Source organism: Aerococcus sp. HMSC10H05 (genome assembly GCF_001806975.1).
GTDB lineage: Bacteria > Bacillota > Bacilli > Lactobacillales > Aerococcaceae > Aerococcus > Aerococcus viridans_B.
In genome coordinates this window covers 17,665-30,847 of record NZ_KV786962.1, presented here as the reverse complement: position 1 = coordinate 30,847, position 13,183 = coordinate 17,665, and the positions used below count along the sequence as shown (strand labels likewise).

Annotated in this window: 13 protein-coding genes; all 13 read left to right on the top strand. The window is 38.3% G+C overall.

From position 1 onward, the window contains the following. Positions 1–91 precede the first annotated feature (91 nt). The 13 genes from HMPREF3116_RS02500 (at position 92) to dinB (ending at position 13,174) form a co-directional block, all read left to right on the top strand. Positions 92–334, top strand: coding sequence for an LURP-one-related family protein (locus HMPREF3116_RS02500; RefSeq protein ID WP_246819026.1), 243 nt, complete (start codon positions 92–94; stop codon positions 332–334). Between the two features lie 186 nt (positions 335–520). Then, entirely contained in the window at positions 521–1,882 is a 1,362-nt protein-coding gene (locus HMPREF3116_RS02495; protein WP_070467550.1) for a Y-family DNA polymerase, read from the top strand. Then, a complete protein-coding gene (locus tag HMPREF3116_RS02490) occupies positions 1,875–2,354 on the top strand; it encodes a hypothetical protein (protein WP_070467547.1) in 480 nt (159 codons plus the stop codon). The genes HMPREF3116_RS02495 and HMPREF3116_RS02490 overlap by 8 nt, the downstream gene beginning before the upstream one ends. A 148-nt stretch (positions 2,355–2,502) precedes the next feature. Further along, complete coding sequence (gene clpB / locus HMPREF3116_RS02485) at positions 2,503–5,124, top strand: ATP-dependent chaperone ClpB (RefSeq protein WP_070467545.1); 2,622 nt, start codon at positions 2,503–2,505, stop codon at positions 5,122–5,124. A 182-nt stretch (positions 5,125–5,306) separates the two neighbouring features. Then, positions 5,307–5,918 carry an NfeD family protein gene (locus HMPREF3116_RS02480; protein ID WP_070467542.1) on the top strand — a complete coding sequence of 204 codons (612 nt, stop codon included), beginning with the start codon at positions 5,307–5,309 and terminating at the stop codon, positions 5,916–5,918. Next, positions 5,911–6,918, top strand: a complete 1,008-nt coding sequence (gene floA, locus HMPREF3116_RS02475) for a flotillin-like protein FloA (protein ID WP_070467538.1) — start codon at positions 5,911–5,913, stop codon at positions 6,916–6,918. Before HMPREF3116_RS02480 ends, floA begins: the two co-directional genes overlap by 8 nt. Continuing rightward, on the top strand, positions 6,918–7,796 hold the full coding sequence (locus tag HMPREF3116_RS02470) for a hypothetical protein (RefSeq protein WP_070467536.1): 879 nt from the start codon (positions 6,918–6,920) through the stop codon (positions 7,794–7,796). The genes floA and HMPREF3116_RS02470 overlap by 1 nt, the downstream gene beginning before the upstream one ends. Positions 7,797–7,846: 50 nt before the next feature. Then, positions 7,847–8,602, top strand: coding sequence for a sugar phosphate isomerase/epimerase family protein (locus HMPREF3116_RS02465; protein ID WP_070467533.1), 756 nt, complete (start codon positions 7,847–7,849; stop codon positions 8,600–8,602). A gap of 159 nt (positions 8,603–8,761) precedes the next feature. Beyond that, entirely contained in the window at positions 8,762–9,904 is a 1,143-nt protein-coding gene (gene tgt, locus HMPREF3116_RS02460; RefSeq protein ID WP_070467531.1) for a tRNA guanosine(34) transglycosylase Tgt, read from the top strand. A gap of 167 nt (positions 9,905–10,071) precedes the next feature. After that, entirely contained in the window at positions 10,072–10,458 is a 387-nt protein-coding gene (gene yajC, locus HMPREF3116_RS02455; protein WP_070467528.1) for a preprotein translocase subunit YajC, read from the top strand. A 53-nt stretch (positions 10,459–10,511) separates the two neighbouring features. Next, entirely contained in the window at positions 10,512–10,793 is a 282-nt protein-coding gene (locus tag HMPREF3116_RS02450) for a post-transcriptional regulator (protein WP_246819025.1), read from the top strand. Positions 10,794–11,223: 430 nt separating this feature from the next. Beyond that, a complete protein-coding gene (locus HMPREF3116_RS02445; protein WP_070467522.1) occupies positions 11,224–11,871 on the top strand; it encodes a metal-dependent transcriptional regulator in 648 nt (215 codons plus the stop codon). Positions 11,872–11,911: 40 nt separating this feature from the next. Next, on the top strand, positions 11,912–13,174 hold the full coding sequence (gene dinB, locus HMPREF3116_RS02440) for a DNA polymerase IV (protein ID WP_070467520.1): 1,263 nt from the start codon (positions 11,912–11,914) through the stop codon (positions 13,172–13,174). Positions 13,175–13,183: the final 9 nt, after the last annotated feature.

The window sequence follows — 13,183 nt, the reverse complement described above, 5'->3', positions numbered from 1 at the left end:
AGGTTTCCTTAGCTGACAGCTTGTAAATGAAAATAATGATAAGGTCGCAGAAATACGTAAAAAGATTTCCTTATTTAGGGATAACTATAAAGTGACTTCTTTAAATTGGGATGTTAAAGGGAATATTCTTGATTTTGACTACCGTATTACGGATGAAAATGGGGACCGTATTGCTCGTATCGACCGTAAATTAATTGCTATTCGTGATACCTTTGTTATTGATATAGAAGATCATGTACCAGCTGATGTGGTGCCAATTATTTTAGGTGTCGTCATGGCTATTGACCTAGTGGTTGAACGTAAAGACGATGACGACGACAAAGATGAAGACTAGTATTGTATTTAAATAGTTGACTGAAGAAGGCTACGACCGTATGGATCGTGGCCTTTTTTATTTAAAGGGAAAAATTTCTTTGAAATCACTTGTATTTTGCGAACATACGTTCTATTATTATTTAGAACATACGTTCGATTTTTTTAAGAACGTAAATTTAAATATCTAAGCTAAGGAGGGCTAAAGATGTTTGCAAATAATGTAACATTTGATTATTCAAAGGAACCTAGTCGCGATATTTTATGTATCGATTGTAAATCATTTTATGCCTCAGTGGAGGCAGCGGCGCGTGATTTGGATCCACTAACCACAAAATTAGTGGTTATGTCCTACCATGATGCAACTGGAGGTCAAAGTAGAGGGTCAGGACTGATTTTAGCTAGCTCACCAGCAGCTAAAAAAGCGTTTAATATCTCTAATGTCACTCGAGCACGCGATTTACCTTATCCCTATCCAGATGATTTGGTGATCGTGCAACCCCAGATGCGCCTTTATATGGAGAAGAATCAAGAAATTAACCGGATTTATAAGACTTACGTAGATGAAGCCAATCACCACGTATTTTCAATAGACGAGAGTTTCTTAGATGTTACGGATTCATTGCGACTGTTTAAGGTCAGTAGTGCCTACGAAATGGCGCAGAAAATCCAAAAAGATGTCTTTGATCAAACTGGCATTTATACGACTATCGGCATCGGTGATAACCCTTTTCTAGCGAAAGCAGCCTTAGATATTGGTTCAAAAAAAGAAAAAAGCATGATTGCTGAGTGGCGATATGAAGATGTGTCCAAGACCTTATGGCAAGTTGCTGATTTAACACAAATTTGTGGTATTGGTCACCGGATGGCCCGCCGCTTACAAGGGATGGGCATTAATAATGTTTATGATCTAGCGCACTCTTCTTACTATGTATTAAAAGACAAATTAGGGGTGATGGGTGCTCAGCTTTACGCACATGCTTGGGGAATTGACCGATCTTTTCTTGGAACCCCTTATACTAGTAAAGACAAGTCTATCGGCAACAGCCAAGTCCTACCAAGAGACTACACGGATAAGGATGAAATTGCGATAGTGGTGAAGGAAATGGCCGATCAAGTTGGGACGCGGCTAAGAAGAGCTGGTGCTCAAACACAAATAGTTGGCCTTGGGATAGGCTATTCTATAGGCTATTTTGATGCGTATGGTAAAAGGGGTATCCATAAACAAATAAAGGTAAGTCCAACCAACCAAAGTAAAGTCATTGCTGAGGCAGCTTTATATTTATTGTCTTTAATCTATGACCACCAAGTAGTACGAAATATTTCTTTGTATAGCGGACAGCTTGTTTATCAGCAAGCCGTGCAATTAGATTTATTTGAATCAGAAAATAAACAAGTAGCAGATATGACAACAGATAGGATTATCGATACAATCCGTAAGAAATATGGCTTCAAAAGTCTTGTTTATGCGTCATCACTTAAACCAGGTGGTCGGGCTATTGAACGATCAAGCTTAGTTGGTGGTCATGCTGGTGGTATGGCTGGTATTGAAGGTGAGGGTCATGGATAAGCAAGATAAACCATTTTTACCGTGGACACTTCCTGAGGCAATAATAGAGGCCAAACGATCCTGGTTAAAAAGACAACAACACCCAAGAACGCGTAAACACTTTATCCCTTATAATGAGTATGAAGACCGCCCCTTTGGTATGAAGTGGGCAACAGCCTATGCTATGGATGAGTTGGTTAAGGGTATCCAGTCTAACCATGAAGATGCGACCAAAGTACCAGTCGCTTTGCCAGAAATGACGAGGGAAGCCATTGATCAAGTGTTGCAGGAAGCTTGGTTAACCCATTATCCCGTATCCATTCAATTATCATTGAAAGATGATTTAGGACGGTACTTTGATAATATTGTTGGTTGGTTTAACGGTGAATGTAATTATTTCTATTTTATTATCGGTAATCGCAAGATTTTATGGGACGATGTCCGCCATATTGCCTTGGTCAAAGAAAGTAAGTGGTCGCATATTGACCTTTAGTTTGATTTTTATCAAGCGAATTTGCTGTAAGATTGATATAACAAGCTTTTTTATTAGTAAAAAAGGTCAAAAATATCCACAATAAATGTTTGACCTATTCTGACTAAAGTGATATACTATAAGCATAAAGCAAAAGGAGTGATGTGAAATGGCAAACATGGAAATGACTACAACCTTACAAGAGGCCATCGCAAATGCCCAACAAATTGCTATGACTCGTAAACATCAAGAAATTGGGATACCCCATATGTTTACATCGTTGGTGCAACCTGGAAACTTTGCTTATGACTTTTATGAAGATTTAAATGTGCCAATGACAGCATTAACTGAAGAATTAGACCGTGAATTGGATGCAATTCCAGTGGTCCAAGGTACAAACGTACAATATGGTCAAGGTATATCACGTGGATTGGGTGAATTAATTCAAAAGGCTCAAGTACGCGCGGAAAAACATGGTGACGAATTTTTAGCTACCGAAATGGTGCTAGCGGCTATCAATGATGTAGCTTATACTGACCTAGCAAAATGGTTCAAGCAACACCAAATTACTGCAAAAGCGCTAGAAGAAAAAATTGATGATTTGAGACAGGGTGATCGTGTGACAAGTAAACAAGCAGAAGAAAATTATGAAGCTTTAGAAAAATACGGTGTCGACTTAGTCGAACAAGTAAAAGCGGGTAAAATGGATCCCATTATCGGACGAGATGAAGAGATTCGTGATGTTATTCGGATTTTATCTCGTAAATCTAAAAATAACCCTGTCTTAATCGGTGAACCAGGTGTAGGGAAAACAGCTATTATTGAAGGTTTAGCCCAACGTATTGTAAAAAGAGATGTTCCTGATAACCTTAAAGATAAGACAGTTTTTTCATTAGATATGGGTGCTTTAATTTCCGGTGCGAAATATCGTGGGGAATTTGAAGAACGGTTGAAAGCTGTTTTAAATGAAGTGAAAAAAGCGGATGGCCGTATTATCCTATTTATTGATGAAATCCATAATATTGTGGGTGCAGGTAAAACAGAAGGGTCAATGGATGCAGGTAACCTACTAAAACCAATGTTAGCCCGTGGGGAATTACACTGTATTGGTGCGACAACCTTGGATGAATACCGTAAATATATGGAACAAGACAAGGCATTGGAACGTCGTTTCCAACGTGTTTTAGTGAAAGAACCAAGTGTTGAAGATACTATTTCAATCTTGCGTGGTTTAAAAGAACGTTATGAATTACACCACGAGGTAACAATCCATGACCAAGCTCTTGTAGCGGCAGCTGAATTATCAGACCGTTACATTACTGACCGCTATTTACCAGATAAGGCACTTGATTTAGTAGATGAAGCGAGTGCTGAAATTCGTGTACAAATGAACTCATTACCGACAGAATTAGACCAAGAACGACGTCGTTTAATTCAATTAGAAATTGAAGAAAAGGCGCTTCAAGAGGAGAAAGATGAAGCAAGTAAACGTCGTCTAGCTGATCTTCAAGAAGAGTTAGCTGAAGTACGTGAAAAAACCAACCAATTAACCATGCAATGGCAAGTGGAAAAAGGTGGTATGTCAGATATTAATGCTAAACGTCAAGAAATTGACAACGCTAAACATGCTTTAGAACAAGCAGAAAATGACTACAACCTTGAAGAAGCAGCCAAATTACAACATGCAACTATTCCAAAATTGGAACAAGAATTGATAGATATGGAAAAAGCCTATCATGAGCATGCGGATAAGAGCGCGGATCGCTTAGTAGAAGAATCGGTTACAGAAGATTCAATTGCTGCTGTCGTTTCAAGGGTGACTGGTATTCCAGTAACCAAATTGGTTGAAGGTGAACGAGAAAAACTACTGCATTTAGATGACACATTAAATATGCGTGTTGTGGGTCAAGATGAAGCAGTAGATAGTGTAACGAATGCCGTATTACGGTCTCGTGCAGGTGTTCAAGATCCAAACCGACCTTTAGGTTCATTCTTATTCTTAGGACCAACTGGTGTTGGTAAAACTGAATTGGCTAAGGCTTTAGCAGAAGCGATGTTTGATTCAGAGAATAATATGGTGCGTTTAGATATGAGTGAGTACATGGATAAAATTAACGTCACACGTTTAATCGGGGCAGCTCCAGGTTATGTTGGTTACGAAGAAGGTGGCCAATTAACAGAAGCTGTACGCCGTAATCCATATACTGTTGTCTTGTTAGATGAGGTTGAAAAAGCGCATCCGGATGTATTCAATATTCTATTACAAATTTTAGATGATGGTCGACTAACTGACTCACAAGGTCGCATTGTAGACTTTAAAAATACGATCATTATTATGACAAGTAACCTAGGATCAGATGCCTTGTTAGAGGGAACTGATGAAAATGGTGAAATTGAAGATGAAGCAAGAGAAACTGTACAAAATGCGTTAAAAATGCACTTTAGACCAGAGTTCTTAAATCGTATTGATGATACCATCTTATTCAGACCATTATCACACAATGATATGGACGGTATCGTACGCAAGATGTTAGCTCAATTAAGTGACCGCCTAGCGAGTCAAGAAATTGCTGTAACATTTAGTGACGAATTAGTTAGCTGGATTGGTGATACTGCTTATGATCCACAATTTGGTGCACGACCATTACGTCGTTTCATCACCAACCAAGTGGAAACCCCAGTAGCACGTGCAATTATTGCAGGTACTATCAGTAAACAACACGCAGTGAATATCTCAATTGATGAAAATCATGAAATCGATTTTGATGTAACACCATTAGTTGAAGATTAACGCTACATAAAGTAAAAAAATAAATAAACTCCCCCCCCACAGTCGCTAGTAATATAGGTCTGTGGGGGCTTTTTTCATAAATGAACATAAAGCATGATACTAGTTAAAATAAGTTATCATTATGAAAGCGGTCTTTCTATATGGTAAAATATATAGTATAGAAGATACATGGAGGTGGAGAAATGGAGACGTTGTTATTTTCCATTGGTATCCTAGCCATTATCGCTGGTATGATGACGCGTCATTATATGCTGGGTGGCATTGTTGGTGCGGGATCATTCTTACTGTATTTTGGTTTGTATGATAATGGGTCATGGTTGTCTTTGCTGTTGTTTGCTTTAGGGACAATTTTGATTATTTCTGAAGTATTTTTACCTACTTATGGGATATTGGGCATTGTTGGGTTATTGGTCGGTTCCTGGGGGTTAATAGGCCAAACGGCTGAAATCGGTGATACAATTGTCGATTTAACGATTGGTATAGTTGTGGGCATTGTGGCTTTTTACATTTTAGTGAAGTTAGGTTATCGTATTCCTTTTAATGACCAAATTGTACTGAAGACATCGTTGAACAAGGAACGTGGGTATCAATCACAGCGTGTGTCAGTTGCGGATTATGTATCCAAAGAAGCTGTAACACTGACGCCTTTGCGACCAACCGGAAAGGCTACGTTTACTGATGGACAGATTTTAGAAGTCATGAGTGATAATGAAGTGATAGGTAGTGACGAGCGTGTGGTTGTTGTGAGTGTTCGGAACAATCAGTTATTAGTAAGGAGAGTGAACCATGTATAATTCATATGGAAATACGACAAGTATTTGGGGCATTTTGATTTTAGCTATCATTATTCTAGTTATTTTAACGCTGTTCTTTACCTTTGTGCCAGTTGGCCTTTGGGTAACTGCATATTTCTCAGGGGTAAAGGTAGGGATTGGCGATTTAGTCGGCATGCGGCTACGTCGTGTGAATCCAAATCATATTATTAAACCGATGATCAAAGCAACAAAAGCTGGATTAACGCTTGATTTAAATGATTTAGAAGCCCACTATTTAGCAGGTGGGGATATTAATATGGTTGTGGATGCCTTAATCGCAGCCCAACGTGCGAATATTGATCTAGAATTTGAACAAGCTGCGGCTATTGACTTAGCAGGTCGTGACGTGTTTGAGGCCGTTCAAGTATCAGTAAATCCTAAGGTGATTGAAACACCGATTATATCAGCGGTTGCGATGAATGGTATTGAAGTGCGTGCGAAAGCGAAAGTAACTGTTCGTGCGAATATTGAACGTTTAGTTGGGGGTGCTGGTGAATCTACGATTATTGCCCGTGTTGGTGAAGGTATTGTGACCACTGTCGGTTCATCAGCAACACATTCAGAAGTTTTGGAAAATCCAGATGCGATTTCACAAACTATTTTGCGAAAAGGTTTAGACTCAGGGACAGCATTTGAAATTTTATCTATTGATATTGCGGATGTAGATGTAGGTCGTAATATTGGGGCTAAACTTCAAGCAGAGCAAGCAGAAGCGGATAAACGAATTGCCCAAGCCAAGGCTGAAGAACGTCGTGCGATGGCGGTTGCTCAAGAGCAAGAAAATATTGCGAAAACACAAGAAATGCACGCTAAAGTTGTAGAGGCACAATCTCAAGTACCAGAAGCCTTAGCTGAGGCCTTTAGAAATGGTAAAATTGGGGTAATGGATTATTACAATATGCAAAATATTCAAGCAGATACGAAGATGCGTGAAAGTCTTTCTGAAGGAGAAACTGAACATCATTCAGGTGATCAATAATGGAACTGATAGGTATTTTGATATTTGTTTTTGGATTAGCTTCTAGTTTCTATGAAGCATATCAAAAAAAGCGAAAGACGGAAGCTAGGAAGGAGGCGCGACGCTTTGATGCGTCGAATGCGCCTTCAAGAATGAGTGAAAATGGGGTAAATCCTAAAAAACATACTCGCCAGACACGAATCCCTAATAGACAGCAACAGGCTCATAAACCTAAAACGTTGGGCGACTATCTTAAACAAGCGCAAAATTATTTAGATGAAGTCGATACAGCTGGTCAAACATCTATTGAAGAGTTGACAGTAGAGAAGATGGACACGCGTAAGCCAAATACACAGGCAAGAAAGGGAAGAAACGCGGGGCAGCAAAAGCGAGGGCAGAAATTTGCGCAGCAAAGCCAAGCGCTTCGGGCACAGAAACGTCATCACCAACAGGCAACTTTAAATCAAACAGATGCACATCAAGAGAGGGCATTTGTAGCTGAGGGGAATGACTTTGATGCGTCAAATCAATTTGTAAATGACACTAGTTATTCTGGAGAAGGGGCAATATCTTCTGAAGGGCCAATTGATCTTACAGGTATCTCTAATGAGCAATATTTTGACCAAGCACTGGCAGCGAATGACATTGAACTCGGTAAAGCCTTGCAGGAAATGGAGAAAATGTATGCACGTGAAGCCAACCGCTTAGATGAAGAGTTAAATCATTTATTTGCGGAAATGGAAGATCCTAGTAAAGACTTAAAGAGCATCAATAAAAACAAGAGAAAGACAGAGAAAGCACGAGAAATATTTGCTTTAACCAGTCAAGACGATCTAAAACGTGGTATATTATTAAAAGAAATACTGGACAAACCGTTATCAAAACGTCACCAAGCCTAGCTTGGTGATTTTACTTTACAAAGGTTAAAATCAGAGAGGATGTATACATAATGAATTGGGTTTTAAATACAATTGCCTATGGTGATTTGATGGACCAAGATGCTTTTGGTCAATTAGATATCATTGATTCTGTAGAAGGTCTAGGGTTTGACTATATTGAATTGAGAAGTGAATACTTTGATGGGACAGACCAAGAATTGGCTGATTTAAAACTAGCGACCAAAGAAGCCGGATTAACTGTTTTTCTTTCAGTACCAGCGCCTTTATTTACAGATGGCATATTAAACCCTGAATTAGAAAACTATTTTGAATGGGCTACTGCTGTAGGTGCTGTACAATTAAAAGTAAACTTAGGTGCCTTTAATCCGGAATCAGTAACAGCAGATATGACAGCAGTAAATAACTTCATTGAACGCTATGGTGTATCACTAGCATTGGAAAATGATAACACACAACAAACTGGCGCTAGCAATTACTTTAAAGCCTTTCTACAAGAATACGGCAATGAAGAAATAGGCATGTGCTTTGATGTGGGGAATTTCTTATTTTTTGATGAAGATCCGCTAGCAGCGGTAAAAAATGTCTTACCACTGATACGTTATGTACATTTAAAACAAGTGGCCAAAGCGACCAATACCAGCTTAGCTGGATTATCAGTAGGGGATGTGGATATTGTAGGTATTTTAGAAGTGCTTGATTCAGAAGTGCCAGTTACGGTTGAGTGTCAATATAAGGCCACTGATATCTTAGAAGTTGAAGGGCAAATTCAAAATGATATTGAAAATATTTTGTCAGCTTTAAAATAAATTAGGCTAAAAATGCCTAGGCAAGGTCTGTGGCTCTTGCCCGCACGATGGATGCATGTTACCATTATTTAGTTATCAATATGTTGGACTAGACGAAAAAACTAGTCGTTTACACATGATCAGTTTCACTGCATATGTGGTAGAAAGAAAGGAATTCTAATGACGAGTAGTGCATTAAAATATACATTACATAAGAAAGAAAAGCATACCGGAGCGCGATTGGGTCAAGTGGAAACACCTCATGGCACTATTGAAACGCCAGTGTTTATGCCTGTTGGTACGCAAGCTTCTGTGAAGGCTGTGTCTCCTGAAGAATTAAATGATATGAATGCCCAAATCATTCTATCAAATACCTATCATTTGTGGTTACGTCCAGGTGACGACTTAGTTAAAGAAGCTGGTGGTTTACACCAATTCATGAACTGGGATAAACCAATTTTAACAGATTCAGGTGGTTTCCAAGTTTTTTCACTTGCAGATTTTCGTAAGATTGAAGAAGAAGGGGTAACCTTCAAATCACATTTGGACGGCAAAACGTTATTCTTATCACCTGAAAAAGCGATTCACATCGAAAACAACTTAGGTGCGGATATTATTATGTCATTTGATGAATGTCCAGACTTCAACCATGACCATGCTTATGTTGAAAAATCTATTCATCGTACGACACGTTGGGCTGAACGTGGTTTAAATGCCCACCAACGTCCAAATGACCAAGCTTTATTTGGTATTTTACAAGGTGCAGGCTATAAAGATTTACGCCTACAACATGCAAAAGATATGATAGGGCTAGATTTCCCGGGTTACTCAATCGGAGGATTATCAGTTGGTGAATCTAAGGAAGATATGTATCAAGTTTTAGATTATCTAACACCTGTTATGCCTGAAAATAAACCCCGTTACTTGATGGGGGTGGGCAGTCCGGATGCCTTAATTGAAGGGGTCATTCGTGGTGTCGACATGTTTGACTGTGTATTACCAACTCGTATTGCTCGTAATGGTACAACAATGACTAGTCAAGGTCGTGTGGTAATCAAAAATGCACAATATGCGCGTGATTTTAGCCCATTAGATCCAAATTGCGATTGCTATACTTGCCGTAATTACACACGTGCATATATACGCCACTTACTGAAAGCAAATGAAACATTCGGTTTACGTTTAACATCTATTCATAACTTGCACTTCTTGATTAACTTTATGGCGCAAATAAAAGATGCTATACGTGAAGATCGTTTATTAGACTTTAGAGATGAATTTTTCTTACAGTATTATGGTAAGGTACAGAAGACAGCCTTTTAGATCAAGCACTTTTTTAGAAAAAGGACCAAGTTTGCTTTTGTTAAAACTTTCGTGATACAAGATTAAGCTAATGAAATTAGTGGATGCTTTATGGTACGATTATACTAATGATGAAAAATTAATGGTTGATTTATAAATAAATAATCAAATAGGAGGTAATCCTTTTAATGGGAACAGTATTATATATCATTGTTTTAGTGGCTTTAATGTACTTCATGTTAATTAGACCACAACAAAAACGACAAAAAGAAACACAAGAAATGATGGCTGCAATGGCAGTTGGTGATTCTGCAGTAACAATTGGTGGGTTACATGGTGTTATTGCTGAAATCGATGAAGTAAACAATACGATTACTTTAGATTGTGAAGGCATCTACCTAGTATTTGACCGTCGTGCAATTGCGCGCACACAAAAGGCAGATCCAATGAACACTAAAGAAGCAAATGATATTGTAAGCGATGCTGCTGAAGAAGAAGCACATGAAAGCGAAGTAATCGTTGAAGATGCTCAAGATGTAGAAGTAGGCGACCAACAAGAGAACGATCAAAACTAGTCACAGCATTTGCTGGATTCAGGATGATTGAACCTTTCGTTACGGAGGCCATTATGAAAGTTTCGAACTTTGAATTCCTCTGTCTTCGTCCATGGTTTCTTTCAAAATCTCAAAGTATTAAAAAACAAGGGTATAATGGGATAGAATGGCAAGACATTGAAGAATATTTTAAAGACTTTGCGTGGAAACGGCAGGCACCAAGGAAATTTAGGTCCCGCGTGCAAGAAATTAAGCAATTACATGCAAATGACTATTTAGATTATGCAAAACTACAAGCCACAGTATATGATGTTCATCCCTTAGATGAAATGAATATTGATGACTTGTTGAAATAGTATAAGTCCACAAAATGAGAGAGGCTGGGAAAAAACATCCCAGCCTTTCTTTGCTATATAAGAGCGTTTGTAATCGACTTTCTAAAGTCAGCATTGCCCGATACTGCCTAAAATGCGCAATAAGATTGCGTTATTATTTGGATTTTGGTCCGGTACGTCAATTCTAAACGTCTTTTGTTATACTTTCTTTTTAATGATGGAAAGTGAATATATTTTAGATGTAAAGCTGGTCAGTCAAAGCCTTTAAAATAAGCTACTATTGCAGTTATCAATGCTATAAAAAATAGATAAAAAATCTGGATTAAAAAAATCTATAGAAACAATTTTTTTAGGTATATCTATAAAAAAAGACTATGGATTTTTCCAAATCACCTAAAATTAAGGTATAATAATAATGATTAGCGTAACCAATAAAGAAAGGTGATTAGCCATGTCTAAAAGTAGAGAAGATTATATGAAAGTCATTTTTGAGTTTGGTGGCAACATGGACCGAGTGGGCAATAAAGCAATCAGTGAAGCTTTGAATATCTCTGCAGCCTCCGTAACCGAAATGATTTCTAAATTACAAGAAGAAGGTTGGGTCACCTACGTTCCTTACCAAGGTGTGCAATTAACTGAAGAGGGCGCCAAAATGGGGGCATCATTAGTTCGCCGCCACCGCTTATGGGAAATGTTCTTGTATGAAAAATTGGGTTATAACTGGGACCAAGTCCATGAAGAAGCTGAACAATTAGAACATACAGGAACTGAATTCTTTATAGATCAATTAGATGCCTTTTTAGGGAATCCAGTATATTGTCCGCATGGTGGGGCTATTCCTAATAAAGATGGTGTGATGGCTAAGGAAGCGATGACTCCCCTATCTGATTTAGCTGTAGGGGATAAGTTCAAAATCCGACGTGTAACGGATGATAAGGACTTATTGAACTATTTAGATAAACTAAATGTCAAATTAGACAAAAAATATACTATTGATGAAATTGAAGCTTTTGATAAGTCGTTTACGATTGTTCGTAAGGGAGAAAGTATTGTGTTAAATCCTAAAGCGACCGTAAATATTTTTGTAGACGAAGATTAACTCATCGTAAATGACCCAATTTAAAAAGGGGGCAAGTATCTTGCGTACGATAGGCATATTATCATTTGATGATCCTAAAATTGATGGTTCAAGAAAAATATTGCATGTCGATATGGACGCCTTCTTCGCTTCCGTTGAGCAACGAGACAATCCTGCTTACCGAGGTAAGCCTGTGATTATCGCGCGACATCCTAAAGAGAATTCTGGTAAAGGTGTTGTATCGACTGCTTCATATGAAGCACGAAAATATGGGGTTCACTCAGCTATGTCTGCAGCTGAAGCTTATCGTCTGTGCCCACAAGGGATATTTGTATCCGGTAATTATGCTTTATACCAAGAAGTTTCTGAACAAGTACGAGCCATTTTCAAACGATATACAGACAAGATTGAACCTGTATCAATTGATGAAGCTTATTTAGATGTTACAGACAATAAAAAAGGGATTCCTTATGCCATGGATGTGGCGAAGGAAATTCAAGAAACCATATATAATGAATTGAAACTTACTTGTTCAATTGGGGTTTCTTATAATAAATTTATCGCCAAGCTCGCTTCCGATTACCGTAAACCTTTTGGGATGACGGTCATTACGCCTAAACGGGCGATCCCATTTCTAGAACAGCTACCTATCGAAGATTTTTATGGAGTGGGTAGACGGTCAGCTGAAAAGATGCATAAACTAGATATTTATACGGGTGCTGATTTAAAAAAGTTATCTCAAGATGAGTGTATACAGTATTTTGGTAAGGCCGGATTAGCCTTATATGAGCGGGTTCGTGGGGTGGATAATCGACCAGTAAAAGTTACGCGGATCCGTAAATCTATCGGTAAAGAACGGACATTTTATCCCTTCTTATATCATGACAGCGAGGTAGAAGATTACTTACGAAAATTAGCGCATGCTGTTAGTGAAGCATTGGGTAAAAAGGGGATGCACGGGAAAGTTGTGACCTTAAAATTTAGGAACGCTGCTTTCGATACAGTTACAAGGCAGACATCTTTGATTGATGCGATTTCAGATAGCCAGGAAATTTATTTTTACGCTTTAGACCTATGGCAGACATATGGAGATGTCAGTCAAGGTATTCGTCTACTAGGTATTACAGTAAGTGATTTATCGCAGGTGGCTTTTGAAAATATTCGCTTAAATCTATTTGATAATAACCAGAAACAAGTGGGCCCACTCACTTATAAAGCCTATTCACAATTATCAAATAACATTAATCAAACAAATGATAAAAACATAGCGCCTGTCCCAGATCAAATATCAACTGAAGAGGTAAATGATGATATATCAAAATAATTGGATCAG

Coding starts and splice junctions, on each gene's coding strand:
- HMPREF3116_RS02495 (WP_070467550.1), top strand. CDS start 521: ATGTTTGCAAATAATGTAACATTTGATTATTCAAAGGAACCTAGTCGC.
- HMPREF3116_RS02490 (WP_070467547.1), top strand. CDS start 1,875: ATGGATAAGCAAGATAAACCATTTTTACCGTGGACACTTCCTGAGGCA.
- clpB (WP_070467545.1), top strand. CDS start 2,503: ATGGCAAACATGGAAATGACTACAACCTTACAAGAGGCCATCGCAAAT.
- HMPREF3116_RS02480 (WP_070467542.1), top strand. CDS start 5,307: ATGGAGACGTTGTTATTTTCCATTGGTATCCTAGCCATTATCGCTGGT.
- floA (WP_070467538.1), top strand. CDS start 5,911: ATGTATAATTCATATGGAAATACGACAAGTATTTGGGGCATTTTGATT.
- HMPREF3116_RS02470 (WP_070467536.1), top strand. CDS start 6,918: ATGGAACTGATAGGTATTTTGATATTTGTTTTTGGATTAGCTTCTAGT.
- HMPREF3116_RS02465 (WP_070467533.1), top strand. CDS start 7,847: ATGAATTGGGTTTTAAATACAATTGCCTATGGTGATTTGATGGACCAA.
- tgt (WP_070467531.1), top strand. CDS start 8,762: ATGACGAGTAGTGCATTAAAATATACATTACATAAGAAAGAAAAGCAT.
- yajC (WP_070467528.1), top strand. CDS start 10,072: ATGGGAACAGTATTATATATCATTGTTTTAGTGGCTTTAATGTACTTC.
- HMPREF3116_RS02450 (WP_246819025.1), top strand. CDS start 10,512: ATGAAAGTTTCGAACTTTGAATTCCTCTGTCTTCGTCCATGGTTTCTT.
- HMPREF3116_RS02445 (WP_070467522.1), top strand. CDS start 11,224: ATGTCTAAAAGTAGAGAAGATTATATGAAAGTCATTTTTGAGTTTGGT.